The organism is Streptomyces sp. NPDC002787, assembly GCF_053592095.1.
Genome location: NZ_JBSFVC010000028.1, coordinates 89,132 through 114,819 on the forward strand (window position 1 = coordinate 89,132; position 25,688 = coordinate 114,819).

Here is a 25,688-nt window from a genome sequence, read left to right on the forward strand (position 1 = left end):
CGGTGAGGGAGCTTGTGAGGGCTTGTGAGAGGTTAAGGGGCGGCTGAGTTTTTACGGCCCGGGGCACCATCATTCGCCTACGCGCGGTAAGTTTCTGGCCATGCCACGTGGACGTCACCGCCATTCACCGCCTCTGCACAGGCTGCTGCCCCCCACGGCGATCGCAGGCGTCTCGCTCGTCTGCGCCCTCGGGCCCTGGATGTTCTCCGAGCCGGCGGTGCTCCGGGTCACCGCCGCCGTCGCCGCGGCGACCGCTGCCGTGGGTGCGGCGGTCATGCGCCGCTGGGACGTCGAGGCGGGCAAACGGGTCGCCGACCTCACGCGCGCGCGTGCGAGCGACGAGTGGCGTCACGAGGAGAAGGTCGCCGAACTGGAGACCGACCTCGACGAGTCCCGCGAGCTGCGCACCAAGCTGGAGCACAAGCTCCGTGCCAAGCGCACCGAACTCGCGAACCTCCGCAACGAGCACGCCGCGCTGCTCCGCCGCTACGCCACCGCCGAGACCGAGCGGGCCAGCGCCCTGGAGGGCCGCCGCCTGCTGGAGATCGAGGCGACCGCTCCCGAGGGGGCGCGGGCGCTGCCGGCGGCCGACGCGGACGCCGGTGCGGGTGCGGGTGCGGGTGACGGTGGCAAGGCCGGTGCGGCGGGTCAGGCTTCGCCGGTGCCGCCGCAGGGGGTTCCCGCCGCGGGGTCGCCCTGGGCCTCGTGGGAGGTCGCGTCCAAGGCGGCGAAGTCCGGGGCTGTGGCTGCCTCGGCCGGCGCCGGGGTGGATGCGGAGGCCGACGGCGAGGTCGAGGGCGAGGAGGCGGACGCCGAGGCGAAGACGCCCGCCCCCGGGGTGTTCTCGCCGGCCGGTTCCGCGCTCTTCCTGCGCGCGAACTCGGCGTTGGACCGGATCATCACCCAGCGAGACTCCTCGGTGGAGGGGCCGGGTGAGGGTGCGGCTGCTGCGGACGAGGCTGAGGCTGAGGCTGAGGCCGACGTCGAGGGCGAGGTCGACGCCGACACGGAAGCCGACGCCGAAGTCGACAGCGACGCGGAGGCCGAAGCCAAGGCGGACGTGGAAGCCGAGGCCGAGGTCGATGGAGAAGCCGAGGTCGATGGGGAGGCCGCAGTCGACGGGGAGGCCGAAGTCGCCGTGACCGAGGAGGCGGACGCTTCCGAGGCCGAGGCCGAGGGTGAGTCCACGGAGAGGCCCGCTTCCGTCGACGCCCCCGCGGACGGGCCCAGCGGTGCGGCCGCTGACGAGTCCGCAGAAGCGGTCACCGACGAGCACGCCGACGACTCCGCCGCTGTGACCGCCAAGGAAGGGGCGGCGGCGAAGGGCGGTTCTCCCAGGGGCCCTTCCCCCAAGGGTGACCCGGACGGGCCGACCGATGGTGGTACTCGGCAGGGACGTTCCGCCGAGGCGGCGGAGGAGCCGGTTCCGGTGCTCACCGCCGAGGAGGACGACGCGACGGGGAAGTCCGTGGCGGTCGGCGCGCATGAGCGCGCGGCCGCCGAGCCCGTACGCGCGGCTTCCGCTCCGGCACGGTCGGGGCGGGCGGCGGACCCGACGCGGGTGGAGGAGCTGACGAGGGTGGAGCCGTCGGCGCGGGTCGAGCGCGGAGAGCGTGGGGAGCGGGCGGAGCAGGCCGCTGCGGCGGCGTTGCCCGCGCTGCCGGCCCTGCCGCCCGCCGGTCACTTCACGGTGCCCACCGCCGTGGCCGTCGTACCGGCCGCGCCGCAGCGGCGCACGGCTGTCGAGGGCGGGTTCGACTTCTTCGGTACGCAGAAGGGGGCGGACGCGCTGGAGGCCGTGCAGAACGAGGACCTCGCCGACGTGGTCGGCCAGGAGGCCCTCGCGCTGCACAAGGCCGAGTCCGAGGCCCGGTTCAAGCACGCCGACGAAACGTCCCGCGCGATCGGCCAGGTCATCGACCTCACGGCCTACGACGAGACGGAACAGATCGACGTACAGAGCCTGCGCACGGCCGCGTCGTAACCGCCGGGCCTGAGGGCCGTCACCCCGACCAACCCCGAAACTGCCCGTGGCCGCACGCCGGCCACGGGCAGTCGTCCATCACCACCTCACGCCGCTGCTCCCGGCCCGCACAGCTGCGGGCAGTCGTGCCGCTGGGGCGGCACGGGTGGGCGCAGCGGCGCCCGGCCGGCGCCGGTGAGCGAACCCACCCCCGCCCAGCCGAAGCCGCCGGGCCCGCCCACTGCCGGCCACCCCCGCCCAGCCGAAGCCGCCGGGCCCCCGACCCACTGCCGGCCACCCCCGCGGACCCCACCGCAGGGCAGCCCTCCCGCTACGCCATCCACCGATCCGGCCGCGCTTCCCGCCGCCCCGTCCGCGACCGCTCCGCCTGTGCCCGCAGCAGCTCCGCCGCCTCGCCCGCGTCACGCAGCCGCGCGGTCACGGTCTTGTTGGCCCCGGTGTCGACGTGGACGTCGGCGAGCCCCTTGTACCGCGCCCAGGGCCCCTGCGACAGCCGTACGCTCTGCACCTTCGCGTGCGGCACGAGGTCGACCCGCCGCCGCAGCAGCCCGTGCCGCGCGACGAACACCGTGTCGCTGACGGCGAGTCCGAACCCACGCCACCACAACGGCACGCACCACCGCGCCCGCCCCGGCGGCCGTACGAGATCCGCCGCGCCGGGCACGGCCACCCCCGGCAGCACGCGCGCGATCACCGCCTCGGCCACCTCGCGCGGCGCGACCGGCATGAGGACGGAGTTCGAGGACCCGGCCACGTCCAGCTCGACCCGCACCCAGCCGCGCCGCCGCCACAGCAGCGGTTCGACGACGCGTACGGTCTGCACGCGCCCGGGCGGCACCGTCTCGTGCGCCCGGTCGAGGAGCCCGTGGTCGATGCGGAGCCCGTCGGGGGACTCGCCGACCGTCCAGTCGTACTCCGCGACGAACCGCCCCACACTGCTCGCCCCGGCCGCGCCGAGCAGCGGCAGCCCGGTCGCGAGGACGGTCCACACGCTCTCCGTGGCGAACCACAGCACGGACGGCACCACGACCGCCGCCACCAACGTCCCCCACGTGGCGCCCGTGAGCACCAGCGACACGGCGAGCACGCCCGCCGGGACCTTCAGCAGCTCCCGCACGGGCGCCTCCCCGACCTCGTGCGCGGTCTCGGGGGCGAAACCGGCGGCGCGGGCGAGGAGTTCGGCCCGCAGGGCGGTGGCGTGGGCCTCGCCGAGGTAGGCCAGCTCGTCCTTCTTGTCCGTTCCGACGACATCGAGTTTGAGTTTGGCGACGCCCGCGATCCGGGCCAGCAGCGGCCGGTTGACGTCGACGGCCTGGATGCGTTCGAGGCGGATGTGGGCGGTACGGCGGAACAACAGGCCGGTACGGATGCGCAGTTCGCTGTCGGTCACCGCGAAGTGGGTGAACCACCAGGTCAGAAGGCCGTACAGGGCGGCGGCCGGGACGAACACCGCGAGCGCTATCAGCAGGGTCGTCGTGTCGAGCCGCATGAGCTGCCGCTGCGCCCCGTCCGGATCGTGCACGGCCCACCCGATCAGCACCGCGACGGGCGCCCAGGCCCGCCGCAACGGCGTCACCGGATGCAGCCGATGCTCCACGACCTCCACGACCGGCTTCCCGGCCGCCCCGCCCTCGCTGGCCTGGGGCCCCGATCCGTCACCGTCGGCCGCCTGGGGCGCCGGCCCGTCACCGTCGGCCGCCGCGTTCGTCCTCTCCGCCCGTACCGCGTCGTCCGCGTCCTGGGTCGGCACGGTCACAGCCCTGCCGATCGGGCCTCGCCCAGCTGGGTCAGGCGGTCGCGGAGGCGTTCGGCCTCGGCGGGATCGAGGCCCGGGATGCACGCGTCGGTGGCGGCAGCGGCCGTGTGCAGCTGCACGCTCGCCAGGCCGAAGTGGCGCTCGACGGGCCCGGACGTCACCTCGACCAGCTGCATCCGCCCGTACGGCACGACGGTCTCCTCCCGCCACAGCACACCCCGGCTGATCAGCAGGTCGTCCGCCCGCTCGGCGTACCGCCACGACCGCCAGTTGCGGCCCAGCATCGGCCAGCCCCACAGCAGCAGGCCCAGCGGCAGCAGCGCGAAGGCCGCCCAGGGCGGACCCGCCAGCCAGCCGAGCAGGACCGCCGTACCGATGGCTATCGGCCCCAGCCACACCACCAGCAACAGCCGCCTCATCCGCAACAGCCCGGGCGGCAGTCCCGTCCAGACCGGCTCGCCCTCCGCGCGTTCAGCGCCGTCTTCCAAGGTCCCCGTCTCCATTCCGCCAGCGTACGTAGGACAGACTGTGTTCATGACTCCCCCGACGGAGACCCGAGAGACGACGGTCGGTATCGGCGGTGCCGCCGAGAGCACGGACATGGTGCTCAACATCGGCCCGCAGCATCCGTCCACGCATGGTGTGCTGCGGCTGCGGCTCGTCCTCGACGGCGAGCGCATCAGGCACGCCGAACCGGTCATCGGCTATATGCACCGGGGCGCGGAGAAGCTCTTCGAGGCGCGCGACTACCGCCAGATCATCATGCTCGCCAACCGCCACGACTGGCTCTCCGCCTTCTCCAACGAACTCGGCGTCGTCCTCGGTGTCGAACGCATGCTCGGCATGGAGGTCCCCGAACGCGCGGTCTGGATGCGCACGCTCCTCGCCGAGCTGAACCGGGTCCTGAACCACCTGATGTTCCTCGGTTCCTACCCCCTGGAACTCGGCGGGATCACCCCGGTCTTCTACGCCTTCCGGGAGCGCGAGGAGCTCCAGAACGTCATGGAGGAGATCTCCGGCGGGCGCATGCACTACATGTTCAACCGGGTCGGGGGGCTGAAGGAGGACCTTCCGGCCGGCTGGACCGCACGCGCGCGTGCCGCCGTCGCGGACGTCCGCTCCCGCATGGACGTCTTCGACGACCTCGTCCTCGGCAACGAGATCTTCCGTGGCCGTACGCGCGACGTGGGCGTCCTCTCCCCGGAGACCGTGCACGCGTACGGGGTCAGCGGTCCGATCGCCCGCGCCTCCGGCGTCGACTTCGACCTGCGGCGCGACGAGCCGTACCTGGCGTACGGGGAACTCCAGGACGTCCTCGAGGTCGTCACGCGCGAGGAGGGCGACTGCCTCGCCCGCTTCGAGTGCCTCCTGGAGCAGACCCACAACTCCCTCGCCCTCGCCGACGCCTGCCTCGACCGTCTCGCCGACCTCCCGCCCGGCCCGGTCAACCAGCGGCTCCCCAAGGTCCTCAAGGCCCCCGAGGGCCACACCTACGCCTGGACCGAGAACCCGCTCGGCATCAACGGCTACTACCTCGTCAGCAAGGGCGAGAAGACCCCGTACCGCCTCAAGCTCCGCTCCGCCTCGTACAACAACATCCAGGCCCTCACCGAACTGCTGCCGGGGACCCTGGTGGCCGACATGGTGGCGATCCTGGGGTCGCTGTTCTTCGTGGTGGGGGACATCGACAAGTAGGACCACCCGGCGGGGTCAGCCGCCCAGCGGGTCCGGAATTCCGACCGGCCGCAGCAGCCAGCCGAAGTCGCCCAGTCCGCCGGGCGCGGTCAGCTCGGCGGCCTCGCCCGCGCCCGCGAGGGCCCGTACGTACGCAGCCGGATCGGTGGTCGCCAGGGACAGCGGCGGGCGGCCGCCGGTGACTCCCAGGGCGCGCAGGGCCTCTCGCTGGGTGAGCAGCCGGGACCCCGGCGGCGCGCACGCGTCCAGCGCCACATGCGCGGTGATGTCGCAGGACCCGTCCGGGACGGGCGCGGTCTCCCGCCCCTGCCGGAACCCCGTGAGCGTCCCGAAGGGCGGCCGGGCGCCGGCGAGGTGCGCGTAGTCGACGGCGACGGCGAGCCCCCGCTCGACGCACGCCACGGCGGCGGCCCACGCCCGGTCCCGGGGCAGCCCGATCTCGGCCCGCAGCCCCTCCTCCGGGGCCAGGGGCCACCACCGGTCCAGCCACTCCGCCTCCTCACCGCCGACGGGCTCCCCGAGCAGCTCGCTGCCGTCCTCCCGTACGAGCACCAGCCGGGGCACGCCCGCGGCGTCCACCTCGACGACCTCCACGGGGACGTTGTCCAGCCACTCGTTGGCGAACAGCAGCCCGGTGATCCCCTCCGGCGACTCGGCGAGCCACTCGATGCGGTGATCGAGGCCGCCGGGCCGCTCGGCGACCTCGACCGCGTACGCGCGCGTGCGCTCCGCCACACCGGAGGGGAGCGCGGCCAACACCCCGCTCACCAGTTCCCCCCGCCCGGCCCCCATGTCCACGAACACCAGCTCGCCGGGCCGCCCCAGTGCCTCGTCCACCCGGCACAACAACCTGGCCACGGCCCCGGCGAAGAGCGGGGAGGCGTGCACGGAGGTCCGGAAGTGCCCCGCGGGCCCTTCCAGCCGCCGGTAGAACCCCTCAGGCCCGTACAGCGCCTCCTCCACCGCCGCCCGCCAAGGCCGCGCCCCCTCGGGGGCGCGGGGAACTGCGCGAGAAGCCCCACACGACCCGCACTCGCAAGCCAACACACCCTCCCGAGTTCGTAGGCGTGTCCTGTCCGCCTGCCCCAACGCTAAGCGGAACGGGTAACCCGACCTCCACCTTGGGGAGTACGTGCCCCGGTCACGGATCGACCCTCCGGTTGACCCCGGCACACCCCCGGCTTCCCTACGCTGGGTTACGTGCAACGCCTCTATGACTTCCTCCGCCGGCACCCGACATGGGTCGACAGCTTCTGGGCCGTCGTCCTGCTCGGGATGACCGTGGTCGGCGGAGCGATCGACACGGACTACGCGAAGGACATGAACGAGACCGCGTTCGTGGTGATCTCGCTCGCGCTCTGTCTGTCGATCGCCCTGCGGCGCCGCATGCCCGAGAAGATGCTGATGCTGGCCGCCGCGGCGGGCATCGCCCAGCTGATCGTCAACGTGCCGAGAATTCCCGCCGACTTCGCGATGCTCGTGGTCATCTACACGGTCGCGGCGAACGGCGCCCGCTGGGCGTCCTGGTTCGCCCTGGGCGGCGGCCTCTGCGCGGCGTCGCTGGGACAGCTGCGCTGGACCGAGGAACAGACGAGCACGCTGGGCAACGCGGTGCTCGCGATCGTCCTGACCGTGCCGTTCGCGCTGGCCTGGGTGCTCGGCGACTCCCTGCGCACCCGCCGCGCGTACTTCGCGCAGCTGGAGGAGCGCGCCGCCCGGCTGGAGAAGGAGCGCGAGGCGCAGGCCAAGGTCGCCGTCGCCGCCGAGCGCGCCAGGATCGCCCGCGAGCTGCACGACGTCGTCGCGCACAACGTCTCCGTGATGGTCGTCCAGGCCGACGGCGCCGCGTACGTCCTCGACGCCGCCCCCGACCAGGCGAAGAAGGCCCTGGAGACGATCTCCTCCACCGGCCGCCAGGCCCTCGCCGAGATGCGCCGGCTGCTCGGTGTGCTGCGCACCGGTGAGCACCAGGAGGTCGGCGAGTACGTCCCGCAGCCCGACGTCGAACAGATCGACGACCTCGTCGAGCAGTGCCGGGTGGCCGGTCTCCCCGTCGACTTCAAGATCGAGGGCACCCCGCGCCCGCTGCCCAGCGGCGTGGAGCTGACGGCGTACCGCATCGTCCAGGAGGCCCTCACCAACACCCGCAAGCACGGCGGCCCGAACGCCGGTGCGAGCGTCCGGCTGGTCTACTTCGACGACGGCCTCGGTCTGCTCGTCGAGGACGACGGCAAGGGCGCGCCCCACGAGCTGTACGAGGAGGGCGGCGTGGACGGTCAGGGACACGGCCTCATCGGCATGCGGGAGCGCGTCGGTATGGTCGGCGGAACGCTGGACGCGGGCCCCCGTCCCGGCGGCGGTTTCCGGATCAGTGCCCTGTTGCCCCTGAAGCCCGCACACTGACACGGTCATGACGCGACAGGGTCATGCCGCGCGCTGACACTGGTCACGGCCACCGACACGGACACGGAAGAGGACCCCGATGGCGATCCGCGTAATGCTCGTCGACGACCAGGTGCTGCTGCGCACCGGGTTCCGGATGGTGCTGGCGGCCCAGCCGGACATGGAGGTCGTGGCGGAGGCGGGCGACGGCGTCGAGGCCCTGCAGGTGGTGCGGTCGACCGAGGTGGACGTGGTCCTCATGGACGTCCGGATGCCGAAGCTGGACGGCGTCGAGGCAACCCGCCGCATCTGCGCGGAGGCCGACCCGCCCAAGGTGCTCATCCTGACCACCTTCGACCTCGACGAGTACGCCTTCTCCGGGCTGAAGGCGGGAGCCTCCGGCTTCATGCTCAAGGACGTGCCGCCGGGCGAACTGCTGGCAGCGATCCGTTCCGTGCACAGCGGCGACGCCGTCGTCGCGCCCTCCACGACCCGGCGTCTGCTCGACCGGTTCGCCCCGATGCTCCCGAGCACCGGCGCGGAACCCAAGCACAAGGAGCTGGAACGGCTCACCGAGCGCGAACGCGAGGTCATGATCCTCGTCGCCCAGGGCCTCTCCAACGGCGAGATCGCCGCCCGCCTCGTCCTCTCCGAAGCCACGGTCAAGACCCACGTCGGCCGCATCCTCACCAAGCTGGGCCTGCGCGACCGCGTCCAGGTGGTCGTCCTGGCGTACGAGACGGGGCTGGTACGGGCGGGAGGACAGGGGTGAGGCCGGAACGGGGAGGCGGGGGCTAGCACCCCGGATTCGGTCTGCACCGCATGCTCCCGCCCGAACTGCGGGGCGACTTCCGGGACCTGGCCGCCTGGCGGCAGGGGGTCGTCGACGTCCTGGACCTCGCGCTGAGCGAACGGGAGGGCGTGGTGATCGCCCCCATGACGGCCACCGATCCCGGCCACTTGCGGACACCGTCGGCCGTCTGCGTGAACTCGGCCACGACGTACGGCACTTCACGCTCCTCGCCGAGCGGGGGACCGTAGTGAGGCGGCTGCGCGCACGGGGCCTCGGGCACCTCCTGCAGTACGTCGCCGGGAAGAACGCCCCGCTCCGCCGGGAGAGCTGGGCCCTCTCCCAGCTCGACCACTGCCTGGCACGGCTACGGGAACCGGAGTTCGCCGAGCACCTGTGGACCGACCGCACGACCGTCCCGGAGACCGCCGACCGTGTCGCCGCCCTGGCCGGCCTCCGGCTCGCGCCGAACGGCGAGGGCGCGCTGCGGACACGGCTGCGGCAGGCGATGGTGGGCGCACGGCACATCCGGTTCGACTGAGGGCGCCGCGATCGCGTCCGTCAGCCCTGTCTGACCTATCTGAGCACCCCTTCCAGGAAGTCGCTCCCCAGCCGCGCCACCACCGCCGCGTCCAGCTCGTGCAGCACGTACCGACCCCGGCGGCGCGTCGTCAGAAGGTCCGCCTTCTTCAGGACGGCCAGGTGCCGGGATATCTCCGGTGGTGTCATACCGAGCATCTGGGCCAGCTCGCCCGTGGTGTACGCGCTGCGCGCGAGGCTGCGGCACATGCGCATGCGGACCGGGTGGGACAGGGCGGTCATGCGCCGGGTGATCTGCTCGACGGAGGGCGGGGCGGAGGGCTCCGTGGCGCTCACCGGGTACTGGATGACGGGCTGCCAGCCGAACCGGTGCAGGACGGTGAGATGGGGCCGGCCGAGGCTGGTCGGCACGAGCAGCAGCCCGCCGTCGCCGGTGTTCGTACGGCTCTCGATCAGCTTGTCCACGGTGATTTGGGCCGCGCCCTCGTCGAAGGTCATCGAGGGGGACGCGGCGGCCAGCGCCTCGGCCATGCCCCTGTGGCGCAGCAACTCGGTCTTGTGGCGGGCGTCCGCGGCGAGCGGGTGGGCCAGCCGGGACCAGGTCTCGGCGAAGAAGGCCTCGTCGCAGTCCTCCAGGAACTGCCGCAGCCAGGCCCGCACACCGGGCGGGTCCGCCAGCAGCCGTGCGGCGAACCGCAGTTGCCTCGGTCCGCGCGCGGTGGCCCGGTCCAGGGCGCGCCGCCCCATCTCCGCGTCGGACAGGGGGCCGGGACGCTGGGAGTCGTACGCGTACGCGGGGGAGCAGACGATCTCCAGTCCGGCGTCCACGAACTGGTCGTCCGTCAGCTTGTCCAGCAGATCCAGGTCGTCGGCGAGCGTCGCGCCCGGCAACGTGTCCCGACCCGGGATGCCGGCGAACGGCATGAACAGGTCCGAGAACGTCGAACGCCACAGGAAGTCCGCCTCGGACATCCGGTCGGCGAGATGCGCGTCGAGCCGGGCGGTCACCCCGGTCACCCAGCCCTGCCGCCCCGGATGGTGTCCGGGCTCGGCCAGCACGTGCAGCGCCATGCCGAGCTCGGCCAGTGGCGAGGGCACGACGGCCACCCTCTCCGGCCGCAGTCCGGTGATGTCGATGCGCACACTCATGACCACATGGTGCACCCGCCCACTGACAACACGGCGCCGAGCACGGACCGGTCGCCGGAAGCGCGGCCGAGCCGCCCGCCCCGGGCACGTCCCCGGCGGCTATTCACCCGCGACCTTCTCCACCAGCGCCACGAAGTCCCCGACCGCCCGCCGGACGTCCTGAGCCGTCCACTCCAGCGCCGAGGCCCGCACCTCGACCTCCGTGACGGCCAGCCCCGGCCCGCCCCGGTCCCAAGGACGCGCGAAGAGCAGCGCGTCGGTCCGCTCGCCCTGCCGGACCGAGGCCTCCGCGACGACGTCGGCCTCGTACGGCAGCCAGACCTGGAACTCGTGGGTGTGCGGCACCTCGGGGTGCACCCGCGACCACGGCACCCCCGCCGCCGCGAACCCCTCCCGCAGCGCGGCGGCGACCACGCGCGCGTGGCGCACGTACTCCGGCAGCCGCGGCAGTTCGCGCTCCAGGCCGACGAGGGCCGACAGGGCGGTCGGGAACTGCTGGAACACCTGACCGCCGTACCGGTGCCGCCAGGCCTTCGCCTCGTCGACGAGGGTCCTGGGGCCGGCGATCGCGGCACCACCGTAGGCGTCGAGGGACTTGTAGTACGACACGTAGACGCTGTCGGCGAGGGCCGCGATCTCGTCGACGGGGCGGCCGAAGTGGGTCGACGACTCCCAGAGGCGGGCCCCGTCGAAGTGGACCACCGCGTCCCGCTCGCGTGCCGCCTCGGTGACCTCCGTCAGCTCCTCCCAGGACGGGAGCACGAAACCGGCCTCCCGGAGGGGCAGTTCGAGCATCAGCGTCCCGAAGGGCTCGTCGAGGCCGCGTACCTCGTCGGCGGTCGGCAGCCGCGGCTCGCTCGTCAGCCGGACCGGACGCAGGCCGCTGACCTGGCTGAACGCATGCCGTTCGTGCATCTCGGGGTGGGCGAGCGCGTGCAGGGCGACGGCCGGGTTCCCGGTGCGGGCCGCCCAGCAGCGCAGGGCCACCTGTTGGGCCATCGTGCCGGTCGGGAAGAACGCGGCGGCCTCCATGCCGAGCAGCGCGGCGGTGCGTTCCTCCAGGGTGTCGACGACCCCGTTGCCGTAGATGTCCGCCGGCTCGTCCAGGTCGTACACGTCCCCTGCCGCGTCCAGCAGCGCCAGTCGCTCCCGGACCGTGGCCAGCGCACTCGTCCGTGACAGCACCCGCCCGGCCGCCCGGTGAGCGGCCCGCCGCCGTTGGTACCGCACCATCGCGGGGGACTCCTCGGTCGCTTCGTCTTCCCCTGCCGTCCCCGCCGTATCGCTCATCCCCGGATCATCCTCCGGCCCCGTCGAGTCCGGCACCCCGTTTTCGCGTCGGCGGCCCACAGCCTGTGGACAACCGAAAGCCTGTGGACAACCGAACGACCCTCGGACCAATCGCGTTAACATGACGAGAAATCGTCCGGTACCCGGAGCGGACTGGAACGGGAAGGCCACCAGCGAGTGAGTACATTCCAGCAACCAGAGCCGAAGGACCGCCCCGCGCGGCTCACCGTCGGCGTCGTCGGCGCCGGCCGGGTCGGTCCCGCGCTGGCGGCGTCGCTTCAGCTGGCGGGGCACCGCCCGGTGGCCGTGTCCGGCGTCTCCGACGCCTCCAGGCGCCGCGCCGCCGCGCTGCTGCCCGACGTGCCGCTGATGTCCCCGGCCGACGTGCTGCGGCGCGCGGAGCTGGTCCTGCTGACCGTCCCGGACGACGCCCTGCCGGGTCTCGTCGAGGGGCTCGCCGAGACCGGTTCCGTACGGCCGGGGCAGCTGCTCGTGCACACCTCGGGCCGGTACGGCGCGAAGGTGCTGGATCCCGCGCTGCGGGCCGGGGCCCTGCCGCTGGCGCTGCACCCCGCGATGACGTTCACGGGGACCCCGGTGGACGTCCAGCGGCTCGCCGGGTGCTCCTTCGGGGTCACGGCGCCCGACGAGCTGCGGCTGGCCGCCGAGGCGCTGGTGATCGAGATGGGCGGCGAGCCGGAGTGGATCGCCGAGGCGAACCGCCCGCTCTACCACGCGGCCCTCGCGCTGGGCGCCAACCACCTGGTCACCCTGGTCGCCCAGTCCATGGAGCTGTTGCGCACGGCCGGCGTCGAGGCCCCCGACCGTATGCTCGGCCCGCTCCTGGGCGCCGCCCTGGACAACGCCCTGCGCTCCGGGGACGCGGCCCTCACCGGCCCCGTCGCACGCGGGGACGCGGGCACGGTTGCCGCGCATGTCGCCGAGCTGCGGACGCACGCCCCGGCCGCCGTCGCCGGATATCTGGCGATGGCCCGCGCGACCGCCGACCGGGCCCTCGCCCACGGTCTGCTGAAGCCGGAGCTCGCCGAGGACCTTCTCGGGGTACTCGCGGGCGGGACGGCCGGAACGACCGGCGCGGACGGGACCGACGGGACCGAAGGGAACGGCCGATGACCATCACCGTGCTGCACACCGCCGACGAACTGCACGCACGCGCGCGTGCGGGACGCCGGGCGGTCGTGATGACCATGGGCGCCCTGCACGAGGGCCACGCCACGCTGATCCGTGCCGCGCGCGAGATCGCCGGCGGCACGGGCGAGGTCGTCGTCACCGTCTTCGTGAACCCCCTGCAGTTCGGCGCGGGGGAGGACCTCGACCGCTATCCGCGCACCCTGGACGCCGACGTCAAGCTCGCCGAACAGTCCGGCGCCGACGTCGTGTTCGCCCCCTCGACGGACGAGGTCTACCCCGGCGGCGAACCCCAGGTCCGCATCACGGCGGGGCCCATGGGCGAGCGCCTGGAGGGCGCCTCCCGGCCCGGCCACTTCGACGGCATGCTCACCGTCGTCGCCAAGCTGCTCCACCTCACCCGCCCCGACGTGGCGCTCTACGGCCAGAAGGACGCCCAGCAGCTCGCCCTCATCCGCCGCATGGTCCGCGACCTGAACTTCGGCGTGGAGATCGTGGGCGTGCCGACCGTCCGCGAGGCCGACGGCCTGGCCCTGTCCAGCCGCAACCGGTACCTGTCCACCGCCGAGCGCCGTACGGCCCTGGCGCTCTCCCAGGCGCTGTTCGCGGGCCGCGACCGGCACGCCGCGCAGGAGGCGCTGCGCGCGCGTGCCCGCGAGGTGCCCGCCACACGCGCGCGTGCCGAGGCCCTGAGCGCGCTCGGCGAGTCCCGCGCGGCGGCCGACGCACACGCCATGGCCAAGGCCGTGCCCGGCGGCCCGGCCGCCGTCCGTGCCGCCGCCCGCCTGGTCCTCGACGAGGCCCTGCGCATGAAGCCGCCGCTCACCCTGGACTACGTCGCCCTGGTCGACCCGGCCGACTTCACCGACATCCCCGACGACTTCACCGGCGAAGCCGTCCTCGCCGTCGCGGCCCGGGTGGGGACGACCCGGCTGATCGACAACATCCCCCTGACCTTCGGAGCCGCCTCGTGACCAGCACCGGCATACGACTGCACGCGCCCGCCCCGGGATGGTCCATCGCCGCCGACGTCGTGGTCGTCGGCTCGGGCGTGGCCGGCCTGACCGCCGCGCTGCGCTGCGAGGCCGCCGGCCTGCGCACGGTCGTCGTCACCAAGGCCCGCCTCGACGACGGCTCCACCCGCTGGGCCCAGGGCGGCATCGCCGCGGCCCTCGGCGAGGGCGACACCCCCGAACAGCACCAGGACGACACCCTGGTGGCCGGCGCGGGCCTGTGCGACGAGGACGCCGTACGACTCCTCGTCACCGAGGGACCCGACGCCGTACGCCGACTGATCGAGACCGGCGCCCACTTCGACGAGTCGGAGGAGGGCGGCCTGGAGCTGACCCGCGAGGGCGGCCACCACCGCCGCCGCATCGCCCACGCGGGCGGCGACGCGACCGGCGCCGAGATCTCCCGGGCCCTCGTCGAGGCCGTACGCGCGCGTGGGCTGCGCACGGTGGAGAACGCGCTCGTCCTGGACCTGCTGACCGACGCCGACGGCCGCACCGCCGGTGTCACCCTGCACGTCATGGGCGAAGGCCAGCACGACGGCGTGGGAGCCGTCCACGCCCCCGCGGTCGTCCTCGCCACCGGCGGCATGGGCCAGGTCTTCTCCGCCACCACCAACCCGTCCGTCTCCACCGGCGACGGCGTGGCCCTCGCCCTGCGCGCGGGCGCGGAGGTCTCCGACCTCGAATTCGTCCAGTTCCACCCGACCGTGCTGTTCCTGGGCGCGGACGCGGAGGGCCAGCAGCCCCTCGTCTCCGAGGCCGTACGCGGCGAGGGCGCCCACCTCGTCGACGCCGAAGGCACCCGCTTCATGCTCGGGCAGCACGAGCTGGCCGAACTGGCGCCCCGGGACATCGTCGCCAAGGGCATCATGCGCCGTATGCAGGAACAGGGCACCGAACACATGTACCTGGACGCCCGGCACTTCGGCGCCGCCATGTGGGAGCACCGCTTCCCGACGATCCTCGCCGCCTGCCGCGCCAACGGCCTCGACCCGGTCACCGAGCCCATCCCGGTCGCCCCGGCCGCCCACTACGCCTCCGGCGGCGTCCGCACCGACTCCCACGGCCGCACGACCGTCCCCGGCCTCTACGCCTGCGGCGAGGTCGCCTGCACCGGCGTCCACGGCGCCAACCGGCTCGCCTCGAACTCCCTCCTGGAGGGCCTGGTCTACGCCGAGCGCATCGCCACCGACATCGCCGCGGCCCACGCCGAGAACGGCCTCCACACGCGTGTGCCCCAGCCCGTCCCGTACGCCGAGAAGCCCGCGCACCCGCTGCTCGCCCCCGAGATCCGGTTCGCGATCCAGCGGACCATGACCGAGGGCGCCGGCGTCCTGCGCTCCGAGGCCTCCCTGGCGACCGCCGCCGCGGCCCTGGACCGGCTGCACGCGGACGCCCGCGACGCCCTCGCCGAGAACGGCAAGACGGCCGAGGCCGGCGTCGACACCTGGGAGACCACCAACCTCCTGTGCGTGGCCCGCGTCCTGGTCGCGGCCGCCCGGCTGCGCGAGGAGACCCGCGGCTGCCACTGGCGCGAGGACCGCGCCGAGCGCGACGACACCGCCTGGCGCCGTCATATCGTCGTACGGCTGAATCCGGACCGGACGCTCGCCGTACACACCACGGATACCGCAGACTTCCCCCCGACCCGGCCGCACCACCAGGAGCAGTGACAGACGTGAGCACCTCTGACCTTCCCCTCGCCTCCTCGGGCGGCTGCGGCGACGGCTGCGCCTGCGGCGCCGACGACGGGCTGACTGATGAGGAGTACCTGGAGTGCGGGCTCGATCCCGCGCTCGCCCAGCTCCTGGCCGACGCCGGACTCGACCCCGTGGAGGTCGAGGACATCGCCAACGTCGCCATCCAGGAGGACCTCGACCACGGTGTGGACGTGACCACGGTCGCCACCATCCCCGAGGACGCCCGCGCCACCGCCGACTTCACCGCCCGCGAGGGCGGCGTCGTGGCGGGCCTGAGAATCGCCGAGGCGGTCCTCTCGGTGGCCTGCACGGACGAGTTCGAGGTCGAGCGCCACGTCGACGACGGCGACCGCGTGGAGGCCGGGCAGAAGCTCCTCAGCGTCACCGGCGCCACCCGCGACCTCCTCACCGCCGAGCGCAGCGCCCTGAACCTGCTGTGCCGCCTCTCCGGCATCGCGACCGCCACGCGCGCGTGGGCGGACACCCTGGAGGGCACGAAGGCGAAGGTCCGCGACACCAGGAAGACGACGCCGGGCCTCAGGTCCCTGGAGAAGTTCGCGGTCCGCTGCGGCGGCGGGGTGAACCACCGGATGTCGTTGTCCGACGCGGCCCTCGTCAAGGACAACCACGTGGTCGCCGCGGGCGGTGTCGCCCAGGCCTTCCGGGCCGTGCGCGAGATGTTCCCCGAGGTGCCCATCGAGGTCGAGGTCGACACCCTCCACCAGCTCCGCGAGGTCGTCGACGCGGGCGCCGACCTGATCCTCCTGGACAACTTCACACCGGTCGAGTGCGAGGAGGCCGTCGGGATCGTCGAGGGCCGCGCGGTCCTGGAGGCCTCGGGCCGCCTCACCCTCACCAACGCCAAGGCGTACGCGGACACGGGCGTCGACTACCTGGCCGTCGGGGCCCTCACCCACTCCTCCCCGATCCTGGACATCGGGCTCGACCTGCGCGCGGCCGAGTAGGGCGGGGACGGGCCATGCTGCTGACCATCGACGTGGGCAACACCCACACCGTCCTCGGCCTGTTCGACGGCGAGGACATCGTCGAACACTGGCGCATCTCCACGGACGCGCGCCGCACCGCCGACGAACTGGCGGTGCTCCTCCAGGGCCTCATGGGCATGCACCCGCTGCTCGGCGAGGAACTGGGCGACGGTATCGACGGCATCGCGATCTGCGCGACCGTCCCGTCCGTCCTGCACGAGCTGCGCGAGGTGACCCGCCGCTACTACGGCGACGTCCCGGCCGTCCTCGTGGAGCCGGGGGTGAAGACGGGCGTCCCGATCCTCACCGACAACCCCAAGGAGGTCGGCGCCGACCGCATCATCAACGCCGTCGCCGCCGTCGAGCTGTACGGCGGGCCGGCCGTCGTCGTCGACTTCGGTACGGCCACGACGTTCGACGCGGTCAGCGCGCGCGGCGAGTACGTGGGCGGGGTCATCGCCCCCGGCATCGAGATCTCCGTCGACGCCCTCGGCGTCAAGGGCGCCCAGCTCCGCAAGATCGAGGTCGCCCGGCCGCGCAGCGTCATCGGCAAGAACACGGTCGAGGCCATGCAGTCCGGCATCGTGTACGGCTTCGCCGGCCAGGTCGACGGGGTGGTGAGCCGCATGGTCCGTGAGCTGGCCGACGATCCCGAGGACGTGACGGTCATCGCGACGGGTGGTCTGGCGCCGATGGTGCTGGGCGAGTCCTCGGTGATCGACGAGCACGAGCCGTGGCTGACACTGATCGGACTGCGATTGGTGTACGAGCGGAACGTGTCGCGTCTCTGAGCGCACTTCCCCCCCCCCCCCCCCCCGCGCCCCTGCTTTTCAGGGGGGCGGGGGGAAGTGCGACCAGCCCCCACCCACCGCCCCCACCCGCACCCGACAACGCACCCCTCGCGACCCCCACCCGGGTGGTCCCGTCGCGCCACGCGCTCTCCGCGCAGCTCTTTTGTCTGATTAGCGCGTATCGTCGCCGCATGCCCACGCCCCACGGAACCCGCGGCGGCATGGCGTTCGGCGCTGACGAGCTGCGTGTGCTCCGTCGTGCCCTCGCCCTCGCCCTCAACCCCAGTCCCGCCTCGGCACAGGACGTGCAGGACTGCCTCCGGCTCGCCGAGTCCGTCGACGAGGCGACCCGCGAGGACGCCCGTCTGAGGGCCTTCCTGCTGGCCGACCTCACCCGCTACCGCGCCGCGCTCCCCGGCACGGTCACCGGCTACGCGGCGCTCCTGGCACAGGCCCTGGACGCCGGGTACCGCCCCCGCCCGGACGACCTCGCCGCGCTGCGCGCCCTGCGCGGCAACCCCGCCGCCGCCGGCCTCCTGGAGCGCTGCCGCCCCCTCGCCGAACAGGACGTGCGCGCCCGCTTCGCGGGGCGCGCGGCCACACCGGTGGTCGTCGTCCCCGCCTCCCGCTCCGCCTCCGGCACCCGCTCCCGGCTCCGGCTCACGGCCCTCCCCGGCGGTCTGTCGGAGCGGGGCGCACGCGCGCGTGCCGGCGCCGAGGAGCCGGCCGAGCCGAAGCCCGTCCGTCCGGCCCGTCGCCCCGCCGAGCCCGCCGACAAGCCGGGGCCCGTCCCCCGTCCCGACGCCCCGCGCCCGTCGCGCCGCCCCATCCCCACCCCCGGCGAGGTGTTCCCGCCCAAGCGGAAACCGGCGGCCCCGCCCGCGAAGCCGCCCCAGCAGCTGGCCGCCGTCTAGCCCTGGCTACCCTGGACGCATGGACTACGTCTCCGCGCTGCTGCCCCCCTTCGTGATGGCCGTGTTGTTCATCAGCGTCATCAGGGTGATCGTGAAGACCCAGGGCGGCCCCAACAAGGCCAAGGAGGACGCGGTCGTCGACGCGGCGCTCGCCCGCGCGGAGAACGCCCGCCAGGCCGCCGGCACCGACCCCAAGGGCACCGGCGTCTGACGCGACGCGCCCCATCGGCGTACGACTCGTGTGTTTTTCGAGTCGTACGCCCTTTTTGTTCCGCTCCTCCGGATATCGTGCGGAACTGTGCCTCGCCCATTGGGAGAACTCGAAGACGCGGTCATGACGCGGGTGTGGAAGTGGAACCGCCCGGTGACCGTTCGAGAAGTCCTGGAAGACCTTCAGCGGGAACGGTCCATCGCCTACACCACGGTGATGACCGTTCTGGACAATCTCCATCAGAAGGGCTGGGTGCGCCGTGAGGCGGAAGGCCGGGCCTATCGATATGAGGCCGTCTCCACTCGCGCCGCCTACGCGGCCGCACTGATGAACGAAGCCTGGTCGCAGAGCGACAACCCCGCGGCCGCTCTCGTCGCCTTCTTCGGGATGATGAGCGAGGAACAGCGACAGGCGCTCACCGACGCCGTACGCATCGTGCAGGGCCCCGACGCAGTCAAACCCGAACCGGCCGCGCCCGCCGCCCCGGCCGGTGAAACCCCTGTCGAAACCGTCGGCGAATCCGTCGAATCGTCCGGCGAAACACGGGCGACCCCCGGCGAATCCCCGGATCTCCCCGGACGATAGCGTCCGCTCATGCCAGCAACGAGTCCCGAAGTCACCGCAAAAGCCATCACCGTCAGGCGGGCTCGGACCAGCGATGTCCCGCACGTGCGCCGCCTCCTCGACTCGTACGTCCAGCGCCGCATCCTGCTCGACAAAGCGACGGTCACGCTTTACGAGGACATCCAGGAGTTCTGGGTCGCGGAACGGGACGACAGCGCCGAGGTCGTCGGCTGCGGAGCGCTGCACGTGATGTGGGAAGACCTCGCGGAAGTCCGCACTCTCGCGGTGGACCCGGACGCCAAGGGTCTCGGCGTCGGTCACCAGTTGCTGCAGAAGTTGCTGCACACCGCTCGCTGGCTGGGTGTTCGCCGGGTTTTCTGTCTGACCTTCGAAGTCGAGTTCTTCGCGAAGCACGGCTTCGTGGAGATCGGTGAGACTCCGGTCGACACCGATGTCTACGCGGAGCTGCTGCGTTCCTATGACGAGGGCGTCGCGGAGTTCCTCGGTCTCGAACGAGTGAAACCGAACACCTTGGGCAACAGCCGGATGCTTCTGCATCTGTGATCGTCTGCGGAGACGTATTCCGCCGAGACCTTCCGGCGCTCTTCGGCTCTCTTCGGCGCTCTTCGCCGGCTCTTCCGGTGAGGGGCGCCTTGCCCATGGTGCCCTATGTCCGAAACGCGCATGTTTCCGGTCTTCTCAGGGCTCCTCGCCCTCTCCGTAGTCTCTCCCCGGTCTCTCCCAGGGGTTTGTGTTTTTCCAGGAAAAGCGGTTTGCTTTCCGACGTACTGCAGTACTGCATATAACAGGGGACGCGAAACAGCGGTGCACGCCGCAGGCCTCGGCCCTGAAGTTATCGATGAAAGGAAATCCGGTGGCACAGAAGGTTCAGGTCCTTCTTGTCGACGACCTCGACGGCGGCGAGGCGGACGAGACCGTGACGTTCGCGCTGGACGGCAAGACGTACGAGATCGACCTCACGACCGCCAACGCGGACAAGCTTCGCGGCCTTCTCGAGCCCTACGTCAAGGGTGGTCGGCGTACCGGAGGCCGTGCTTCGGGCGGGCGCGGCAAGGTCCGTGCCGCTTCCGGCGGCAGCCAGGACACCGCGGCCATCCGCGCCTGGGCGAAGGAGAACGGCTACGAGGTCAACGACCGCGGCCGCGTCCCCGCCTCCATCCGCGAGGCCTACGAGAAGGCCAACGGCTGAGAATCCGACGGGTGGGCGGCCCGTGGCCGAGCGGCCTACGAGAAGGCCAACGGCCCGGTGCTCGCGCGCCGCAGCCGGACGCGGTGGCAGTGTGTGGCCACCGTATCCACCACGCGCACGAGGTCGGGCACGCCCCCACCGCCCCCCAACGCCGACATGGTCGGCAGCGAGGGTTCCACCTCGCGCCCCGGCTCGGGGGGCCGCAACCACGCGGCGGCCCCCTGTGATCCGGCCGCCCGCAGCACGTCCCCGAGCCTTCCGGCCCCGCCCGGAGGCACCGGCGCCACCATGCGACCGCCCGTTCCGACGGCAGTGAGGTCCAGGTCGAGGCCGCCCCAGTCCAGCCACTCCAGCAGCCCCGGCAACTCCTCCGCGCTGCCCGCCGCGACCAGCAGCAGCATCCGCCCGCCGTGCAGAATCACCGGCGAGCCCGGCCCCGGCATCGGGCCCAGATGCCGGAGCGCCGCGATTCCCGCCTCCGCCGGCACGTCGAGCACATCGAAGCGCAGCCCCGTAATGAGATGTACGGGCGCCCCGGGCACTGTCGCCCAGCCGAGATCGTTCTCGTACCACTGCCGCACCGCGTCGCACGTGATATCGCCCGCAACATCGCGCTCGACGGCGCCCGGGTCGTCGCTCGGGTCGAGCGGTCGGCGGGGAAGGGGGACGATGGCCATGTCAGGAGCAACCGTGAGAAGGACCCCAGAGTTACGCTGGGTATCCACGCGGATGCGAGGAGTGCCGGGAAAGGGGGCGTTCCACGGTGGGTAGCGACGCAAGGATGTTCGCCCTTAGCGGAGGGAACCGGTGCATCCGGCATGGAGTGTCAGTGCCTACGGGTAAGACATCCCTAGTGGGAGGGGGCGACACGCAGGAAAGGCCGTCTCGCGTTCGCCATCGGCGTACTGATGGTGAGGGTAACTGCCTGGCCTGCGGGAACATCGTCTCGCACCATCGGGTTGGAGCAGATGTCGGCGTTCGGGGTCAGGAGGCCAAGGACGGTGTCGGCAGTTGGAATGAGCGGTCCCCGCTTGCGGGACTAAGCTGCGGAAGGACAGGGAGGGGAGCGTCCCCTTACTGCCTGACCGCTCTGAGGAGCGATTAACGATGTTCGAGAGGTTCACCGACCGCGCGCGGCGGGTTGTCGTCCTGGCTCAGGAAGAAGCCCGGATGCTCAACCACAACTACATCGGCACCGAGCACATCCTCCTGGGCCTGATCCACGAGGGTGAGGGTGTCGCCGCTAAGGCCCTGGAGAGCCTCGGGATTTCGCTCGAGGCGGTCCGCCAGCAGGTGGAGGAGATCATCGGGCAGGGGCAGCAGGCCCCGTCCGGGCACATCCCCTTCACCCCCCGTGCCAAGAAGGTCCTGGAGCTGTCGCTCCGCGAGGCCCTTCAGCTGGGCCACAACTACATCGGCACGGAGCACATCCTGCTCGGCCTGATCCGTGAGGGCGAGGGCGTCGCCGCCCAGGTCCTGGTCAAGCTGGGCGCAGATCTCAACCGCGTGCGGCAGCAGGTGATCCAGCTGCTCTCCGGTTACCAGGGCAAGGAGACCGCCACCGCCGGCGGGCCTGCCGAGGGCACCCCCTCGACGTCCCTGGTCCTCGACCAGTTCGGCCGGAACCTCACCCAGGCCGCTCGTGAGTCCAAGCTCGACCCGGTCATCGGGCGCGAGAAGGAGATCGAGCGGGTCATGCAGGTGCTGTCCCGCCGTACCAAGAACAACCCGGTCCTGATCGGTGAGCCCGGCGTCGGCAAGACCGCCGTCGTCGAGGGCCTCGCCCAGGCCATCGTCAAGGGCGAGGTGCCCGAGACCCTCAAGGACAAGCACCTCTACACCCTCGACCTCGGCGCGCTGGTCGCCGGCTCCCGCTACCGCGGTGACTTCGAGGAGCGCCTGAAGAAGGTGCTCAAGGAGATCCGCACCCGCGGTGACATCATCCTGTTCATCGACGAGCTCCACACGCTGGTCGGTGCGGGTGCCGCCGAGGGTGCCATCGACGCGGCTTCGATCCTGAAGCCGATGCTGGCCCGCGGTGAGCTGCAGACCATCGGCGCCACCACGCTGGACGAGTACCGCAAGCACCTGGAGAAGGACGCGGCCCTGGAGCGCCGCTTCCAGCCCATCCAGGTCGCCGAGCCCTCGCTCCCGCACACCATCGAGATCCTCAAGGGTCTGCGTGACCGGTACGAGGCGCACCACCGCGTCTCGATCACGGACGAGGCCCTGGTGCAGGCGGCGACGCTCGCCGACCGGTACATCTCGGACCGCTTCCTGCCGGACAAGGCGATCGACCTGATCGACGAGGCCGGTTCCCGGATGCGCATCCGCCGGATGACCGCGCCGCCGGACCTCCGCGAGTTCGACGAGAAGATCGCCGGTGTCCGCCGGGACAAGGAGTCCGCGATCGACTCGCAGGACTTCGAGAAGGCCGCCTCCCTGCGCGACAAGGAGAAGCAGCTCCTCGCCGCGAAGGCCAAGCGGGAGAAGGAGTGGAAGGCCGGCGACATGGACGTCGTCGCCGAGGTCGACGGCGAGCTGATCGCCGAGGTCCTCGCGACCGCCACCGGCATCCCGGTCTTCAAGCTGACCGAGGAGGAGTCCTCGCGTCTGCTGCGCATGGAGGACGAGCTCCACAAGCGGGTCATCGGCCAGGTCGACGCCGTCAAGGCGCTGTCGAAGGCGATCCGTCGTACGCGCGCGGGCCTCAAGGACCCGAAGCGTCCCGGTGGTTCGTTCATCTTCGCCGGCCCGTCCGGTGTCGGTAAGACCGAGCTGTCCAAGGCGCTCGCCGAGTTCCTCTTCGGTGACGAGGACGCGCTGATCTCCCTCGACATGTCGGAGTTCAGCGAGAAGCACACGGTGTCGCGTCTCTTCGGTTCGCCCCCCGGATACGTGGGCTACGAAGAGGGCGGCCAGCTGACCGAGAAGGTCCGCCGCAAGCCGTTCTCCGTCGTCCTCTTCGACGAGGTCGAGAAGGCCCACCCGGACATCTTCAACTCGCTGCTGCAGATCCTGGAGGACGGTCGCCTGACCGACTCCCAGGGCCGGGTCGTGGACTTCAAGAACACGGTCATCATCATGACGACCAACCTCGGCACCAGGGACATCTCCAAGGGCTTCAACCTGGGCTTCGCGGCCTCGGGCGACAAGAAGACCAACTACGAGCGCATGAAGAACAAGGTCTCGGACGAGCTCAAGCAGCACTTCCGGCCCGAGTTCCTCAACCGTGTCGACGACGTCGTCGTCTTCCCGCAGCTCACGCAGGAGGACATCCTGCGGATCGTCGACCTGATGATCAGCAAGGTCGACGAGCGCCTGAAGGACCGGGACATGGGCATCGAGCTCTCCCAGTCCGCCAAGGAGCTGCTGTCCAAGAAGGGTTACGACCCCGTGCTGGGCGCCCGGCCGCTGCGCCGGACCATCCAGCGCGAGATCGAGGACACCCTCTCCGAGAAGATCCTCTTCGGCGAGCTGCGCCCCGGCCACATCGTGGTCGTGGACACCGAGGGCGAGGGCGAGGGCGAGACCAAGACCTTCACCTTCCGGGGTGAGGAGAAGGCAGCGCTGCCGGACGTTCCGCCGATCGAGCAGGCGGCCGGCGGTGCGGGACCGAACCTGAGCAAGGACGTGTAACCGCTGCGCTCGGCTTGAGCGAGTGAAAGGGGCTGCCCTGGGACTTCGGTCCCGGGGCAGCCCCTTTTGCGTTTCAACGGCGGCGTGGGCCACCGCCATGCGGCGGTCCCGTCGTCCTCGGTGGGGCGCAGGGCCTGCCGCACCAGTTCGTCGACGAGCGACACGATCTCCCGCAGCTGAGAGGGGATCACACCGGATTCGGAGTGATGCGGGCCTCGTAGTCGGCGTCACATCGCGGGGGTTCGGGGGTCGGTGGCCGGTGACTTGCCGCACAGGCGATTTTTCCCCTACTAGGGGGAATAGTGCGCGGTGAGTGAGTACCACAAAGGGAGGAAGTGGGGGGTTTTCTAATGGAGTACGAGTTTCCGTCGTAGGTCACACGTTTGAGGGGTTTCGGGTGGCAGGGGTACCAAGGGTTGTCCCATTCGGCGGCAGCTGATGCGTGCCGGGTGGGATTCGTGTCCGTCGAGGCACCGTCCTTGTCTCCGTCCCCCGTGAGGTACTCCATGTCGCAGCGTGTTCGCACTCCCCGTTCCCGTACGTCCCAGCTCCGTGTCCGGGCCGCCGTGATGGCCGTCGGGATGGGGGTCTCGGGTGTGCTGGGTGCCGGGGTCGCGGCCGCAGCCGGTGGTGCTCAGACCGCGAGCACCGGCACCGGTACCGTCCAGGCCGCCGCCGCCAAGAAGGCGGCCTCCTGGGTCAGCCCGGTCAAGGCGTACAAGCTGAGTGCCCGCTTCGCGCAGGCCGGCAACATGTGGTCCGCCAAGCACAGCGGGCAGGACTTCGCCGTCAAGAGCGGTACGGCGGTCGTCGCCGCGCACGGCGGTACCGTCGTGAAGGCCGGCGGCAACGGCGCCGGTGACGGCCCGGCGTACGGCAACGCCGTCGTCATCAAGCACGGCAACGGCACCTTCTCGCAGTACGCCCACCTGTCGAAGGTCCACGTGAAGGCCGGGCAGATCGTCAAGACCGGGCAGCGTATAGCCCTCTCCGGCAACACCGGCAACTCCAGCGGGCCGCACCTGCACTTCGAGATCCGTACGACCGCGAGCTACGGCTCCGCCGTCGACCCGGTCGCCTTCCTCCGCACCAAGGGCGTCACCATCTGAGCCCCGCCTGTCGGTGTCGGCACGGGCCGTGGTGCCGGCCCGTGACGCACCTCGGGGCGTCGCATCAAGTGCTCCGGACCCCGCTGTGTGCCTGTGTCACCAGATCGATCGCGACCTCCAGGACCGCCTCGCGCTTGTCCTCGGGGTCGCCTTCGACGTCCCGGAGGTGGAACATGCCGGCGTGCATGGTGAACAGGGCGCTCATGCAGCGGACCTGGTCGGTCAGGGTCGCGTCCGGCTCCGTGATGGTGTCGATCAGGCGGATCATGCGGTTCTTGAACGTCTCGCCGACGCTCAGTTCGCGCACCGTCGCCTGGTTCTCCTGCATGAAGCGGAAGACGGGGGCCACATCGGCCAGGGCCACGCTGTAGCGGTGGAGGATCTCCCGCTTGGTGTCGAGGGTGCGCGGCTGGGTGCCGGCCCACTCGATCAGCTCGTCGATCGGCCGCTGCAGGTCCTGGAAGAGTCCGATGAGGATGTCTTCCTTGGTCTTGAAGTGGTAGTAGAGCGCCGCCTTCGTCACATCGAGGCGCTCGGCGATCTCCCGCAGCGAGGTCTTCTCGTACCCCTGTTCGGCGAAGAGTTCGAGGGCGACGTCCTGGATGCGCTGGCGTGTATCACCGCGACGCTGGCGCCTCGGCGTCGCGCCGGTCGTGGCAGGCGTGCCGGTCGCGCCGCCGTCGCCCGCTGTGCCGGTCACGCCGCCGTCGCCCGCCGCGACCTCGTCTGTCGTGCCGCTCATCGTCGTACTCCTCGCCGTCACGGAAGGCCTCGGCCGGTCAAGCCTCGGCCAAGCCCGTGCAACTTACTTGACGC

General features: G+C 71.8%; 23 protein-coding genes and 1 pseudogene. 17 read left to right on the forward strand and 7 right to left on the reverse strand.

Translation table 11 applies throughout. From position 1 onward, the window contains the following. Positions 1 to 199 precede the first annotated feature (199 nt). Positions 200 to 1,984 carry a hypothetical protein gene (locus ACWD26_RS33310; RefSeq protein ID WP_451275730.1) on the forward strand — a complete coding sequence of 595 codons (1,785 nt, stop codon included), beginning with the start codon at positions 200 to 202 and terminating at the stop codon, positions 1,982 to 1,984. A 310-nt stretch (positions 1,985 to 2,294) separates the two neighbouring features. On the opposite strand, the gene ACWD26_RS33315 is transcribed toward ACWD26_RS33310, so the two are convergent. Together ACWD26_RS33315 and ACWD26_RS33320 are read right to left on the reverse strand one after the other, a co-directional pair. Beyond that, entirely contained in the window at positions 2,295 to 3,590 is a 1,296-nt protein-coding gene (locus tag ACWD26_RS33315; protein WP_451275731.1) for a PH domain-containing protein, read from the reverse strand. A 146-nt stretch (positions 3,591 to 3,736) separates the two neighbouring features. Further along, a complete protein-coding gene (locus ACWD26_RS33320) occupies positions 3,737 to 4,243 on the reverse strand; it encodes a PH domain-containing protein (RefSeq protein ID WP_451275683.1) in 507 nt (168 codons plus the stop codon). Between the two features lie 25 nt (positions 4,244 to 4,268). On the opposite strand from ACWD26_RS33320, the gene ACWD26_RS33325 reads away from it, so the two are divergent. Further along, the gene (locus ACWD26_RS33325; RefSeq protein ID WP_451275684.1) at positions 4,269 to 5,435 is read left to right on the forward strand and encodes an NADH-quinone oxidoreductase subunit D; all 1,167 of its coding nucleotides are present in this window, start codon (positions 4,269 to 4,271) and stop codon (positions 5,433 to 5,435) included. A gap of 15 nt (positions 5,436 to 5,450) precedes the next feature. Here ACWD26_RS33325 and ACWD26_RS33330 read toward each other — a convergent pair whose 3' ends face one another. Then, on the reverse strand, positions 5,451 to 6,398 hold the full coding sequence (locus ACWD26_RS33330) for an SAM-dependent methyltransferase (RefSeq protein ID WP_451275685.1): 948 nt from the start codon (positions 6,396 to 6,398) through the stop codon (positions 5,451 to 5,453). Between the two features lie 237 nt (positions 6,399 to 6,635). Between ACWD26_RS33330 and ACWD26_RS33335 the strand changes: the two genes are divergently transcribed. The 3 genes and pseudogenes from ACWD26_RS33335 to ACWD26_RS33345 all read left to right on the forward strand — a co-directional run. Further along, entirely contained in the window at positions 6,636 to 7,838 is a 1,203-nt protein-coding gene (locus tag ACWD26_RS33335) for a sensor histidine kinase (protein WP_451275686.1), read from the forward strand. Positions 7,839 to 7,917: 79 nt separating this feature from the next. Beyond that, entirely contained in the window at positions 7,918 to 8,589 is a 672-nt protein-coding gene (locus ACWD26_RS33340) for a response regulator (protein WP_451275687.1), read from the forward strand. A 26-nt stretch (positions 8,590 to 8,615) separates the two neighbouring features. Next, positions 8,616 to 9,148, forward strand: a pseudogene (locus ACWD26_RS33345) (ATP-binding protein); the annotation flags it as partial. 35 nt (positions 9,149 to 9,183) lie between these two features. Here ACWD26_RS33345 and ACWD26_RS33350 read toward each other — a convergent pair. Together ACWD26_RS33350 and ACWD26_RS33355 are read right to left on the reverse strand one after the other, a co-directional pair. Beyond that, on the reverse strand, positions 9,184 to 10,296 hold the full coding sequence (locus ACWD26_RS33350) for a DUF5937 family protein (protein WP_451275688.1): 1,113 nt from the start codon (positions 10,294 to 10,296) through the stop codon (positions 9,184 to 9,186). 99 nt (positions 10,297 to 10,395) lie between these two features. Continuing rightward, on the reverse strand, positions 10,396 to 11,586 hold the full coding sequence (locus ACWD26_RS33355; RefSeq protein ID WP_451275689.1) for a threonine aldolase family protein: 1,191 nt from the start codon (positions 11,584 to 11,586) through the stop codon (positions 10,396 to 10,398). A 177-nt stretch (positions 11,587 to 11,763) separates the two neighbouring features. Here ACWD26_RS33355 and ACWD26_RS33360 point away from each other — a divergent pair, with 177 nt between their 5' ends. The 10 genes from ACWD26_RS33360 to ACWD26_RS33405 all read left to right on the forward strand — a co-directional run bounded on the left by ACWD26_RS33360 (position 11,764) and on the right by ACWD26_RS33405 (position 20,124). Further along, on the forward strand, positions 11,764 to 12,720 hold the full coding sequence (locus tag ACWD26_RS33360; protein WP_451275690.1) for a Rossmann-like and DUF2520 domain-containing protein: 957 nt from the start codon (positions 11,764 to 11,766) through the stop codon (positions 12,718 to 12,720). Further along, the gene (gene panC, locus ACWD26_RS33365; protein WP_451275691.1) at positions 12,717 to 13,709 is read left to right on the forward strand and encodes a pantoate--beta-alanine ligase; all 993 of its coding nucleotides are present in this window, start codon (positions 12,717 to 12,719) and stop codon (positions 13,707 to 13,709) included. Before ACWD26_RS33360 ends, panC begins: the two co-directional genes overlap by 4 nt. Then, complete coding sequence (locus ACWD26_RS33370) at positions 13,706 to 15,421, forward strand: L-aspartate oxidase (RefSeq protein WP_451275692.1); 1,716 nt, start codon at positions 13,706 to 13,708, stop codon at positions 15,419 to 15,421. Before panC ends, ACWD26_RS33370 begins: the two co-directional genes overlap by 4 nt. Before the next feature lie 5 nt (positions 15,422 to 15,426). Further along, positions 15,427 to 16,413, forward strand: a complete 987-nt coding sequence (gene nadC / locus ACWD26_RS33375) for a carboxylating nicotinate-nucleotide diphosphorylase (protein ID WP_451275693.1) — start codon at positions 15,427 to 15,429, stop codon at positions 16,411 to 16,413. Positions 16,414 to 16,427: 14 nt separating this feature from the next. Further along, complete coding sequence (locus tag ACWD26_RS33380) at positions 16,428 to 17,225, forward strand: type III pantothenate kinase (protein ID WP_045562636.1); 798 nt, start codon at positions 16,428 to 16,430, stop codon at positions 17,223 to 17,225. 221 nt (positions 17,226 to 17,446) lie between these two features. After that, positions 17,447 to 18,139: a hypothetical protein gene (locus ACWD26_RS33385; protein ID WP_451275732.1), complete on the forward strand. Its 693-nt coding sequence runs from the start codon at positions 17,447 to 17,449 to the stop codon at positions 18,137 to 18,139. A 19-nt stretch (positions 18,140 to 18,158) separates the two neighbouring features. Further along, a complete protein-coding gene (locus ACWD26_RS33390) occupies positions 18,159 to 18,350 on the forward strand; it encodes a hypothetical protein (protein ID WP_451275694.1) in 192 nt (63 codons plus the stop codon). Between the two features lie 123 nt (positions 18,351 to 18,473). Continuing rightward, on the forward strand, positions 18,474 to 18,935 hold the full coding sequence (locus tag ACWD26_RS33395) for a BlaI/MecI/CopY family transcriptional regulator (protein WP_451275733.1): 462 nt from the start codon (positions 18,474 to 18,476) through the stop codon (positions 18,933 to 18,935). A 9-nt stretch (positions 18,936 to 18,944) separates the two neighbouring features. Beyond that, positions 18,945 to 19,478, forward strand: coding sequence for an amino-acid N-acetyltransferase (locus ACWD26_RS33400; RefSeq protein ID WP_451275695.1), 534 nt, complete (start codon positions 18,945 to 18,947; stop codon positions 19,476 to 19,478). A gap of 310 nt (positions 19,479 to 19,788) precedes the next feature. After that, on the forward strand, positions 19,789 to 20,124 hold the full coding sequence (locus ACWD26_RS33405) for a histone-like nucleoid-structuring protein Lsr2 (RefSeq protein WP_451275696.1): 336 nt from the start codon (positions 19,789 to 19,791) through the stop codon (positions 20,122 to 20,124). Positions 20,125 to 20,159: 35 nt separating this feature from the next. On the opposite strand, the gene ACWD26_RS33410 is transcribed toward ACWD26_RS33405, so the two are convergent. Next, a complete protein-coding gene (locus ACWD26_RS33410) occupies positions 20,160 to 20,801 on the reverse strand; it encodes an SCO3374 family protein (RefSeq protein WP_451275697.1) in 642 nt (213 codons plus the stop codon). 430 nt (positions 20,802 to 21,231) lie between these two features. On the opposite strand from ACWD26_RS33410, the gene ACWD26_RS33415 reads away from it, so the two are divergent. Then, a complete protein-coding gene (locus ACWD26_RS33415) occupies positions 21,232 to 23,763 on the forward strand; it encodes an ATP-dependent Clp protease ATP-binding subunit (protein WP_451275698.1) in 2,532 nt (843 codons plus the stop codon). 506 nt (positions 23,764 to 24,269) lie between these two features. Then, positions 24,270 to 24,872, forward strand: a complete 603-nt coding sequence (locus tag ACWD26_RS33420; protein ID WP_451275699.1) for a M23 family metallopeptidase — start codon at positions 24,270 to 24,272, stop codon at positions 24,870 to 24,872. Positions 24,873 to 24,936: 64 nt separating this feature from the next. Here the strand turns inward: ACWD26_RS33420 and ACWD26_RS33425 are convergent, their stop codons facing one another. Continuing rightward, positions 24,937 to 25,614 (reverse strand): TetR/AcrR family transcriptional regulator, encoded by a 678-nt coding sequence (locus tag ACWD26_RS33425; RefSeq protein ID WP_451275700.1) that lies wholly within the window; start codon positions 25,612 to 25,614, stop codon positions 24,937 to 24,939. Between the last annotated feature and the right edge of the window lie 74 nt (positions 25,615 to 25,688).

Excerpts from the sequence above, each read along its gene's own strand:
- ACWD26_RS33310 (WP_451275730.1), top strand. The coding sequence starts at position 200 with ATGTTCTCCGAGCCGGCGGTGCTCCGGGTCACCGCCGCCGTCGCCGCG.
- ACWD26_RS33320 (WP_451275683.1), bottom strand. The coding sequence starts at position 4,243 with ATGGAGACGGGGACCTTGGAAGACGGCGCTGAACGCGCGGAGGGCGAG.
- ACWD26_RS33340 (WP_451275687.1), top strand. The coding sequence starts at position 7,918 with ATGGCGATCCGCGTAATGCTCGTCGACGACCAGGTGCTGCTGCGCACC.
- ACWD26_RS33350 (WP_451275688.1), bottom strand. The coding sequence starts at position 10,296 with ATGAGTGTGCGCATCGACATCACCGGACTGCGGCCGGAGAGGGTGGCC.
- ACWD26_RS33355 (WP_451275689.1), bottom strand. The coding sequence starts at position 11,586 with ATGAGCGATACGGCGGGGACGGCAGGGGAAGACGAAGCGACCGAGGAG.
- panC (WP_451275691.1), top strand. The coding sequence starts at position 12,717 with ATGACCATCACCGTGCTGCACACCGCCGACGAACTGCACGCACGCGCG.
- ACWD26_RS33380 (WP_045562636.1), top strand. The coding sequence starts at position 16,428 with ATGCTGCTGACCATCGACGTGGGCAACACCCACACCGTCCTCGGCCTG.
- ACWD26_RS33385 (WP_451275732.1), top strand. The coding sequence starts at position 17,447 with ATGGCGTTCGGCGCTGACGAGCTGCGTGTGCTCCGTCGTGCCCTCGCC.
- ACWD26_RS33390 (WP_451275694.1), top strand. The coding sequence starts at position 18,159 with ATGGACTACGTCTCCGCGCTGCTGCCCCCCTTCGTGATGGCCGTGTTG.
- ACWD26_RS33395 (WP_451275733.1), top strand. The coding sequence starts at position 18,474 with ATGACGCGGGTGTGGAAGTGGAACCGCCCGGTGACCGTTCGAGAAGTC.
- ACWD26_RS33400 (WP_451275695.1), top strand. The coding sequence starts at position 18,945 with ATGCCAGCAACGAGTCCCGAAGTCACCGCAAAAGCCATCACCGTCAGG.
- ACWD26_RS33410 (WP_451275697.1), bottom strand. The coding sequence starts at position 20,801 with ATGGCCATCGTCCCCCTTCCCCGCCGACCGCTCGACCCGAGCGACGAC.
- ACWD26_RS33415 (WP_451275698.1), top strand. The coding sequence starts at position 21,232 with ATGTTCGAGAGGTTCACCGACCGCGCGCGGCGGGTTGTCGTCCTGGCT.
- ACWD26_RS33420 (WP_451275699.1), top strand. The coding sequence starts at position 24,270 with ATGTCGCAGCGTGTTCGCACTCCCCGTTCCCGTACGTCCCAGCTCCGT.
- ACWD26_RS33425 (WP_451275700.1), bottom strand. The coding sequence starts at position 25,614 with ATGAGCGGCACGACAGACGAGGTCGCGGCGGGCGACGGCGGCGTGACC.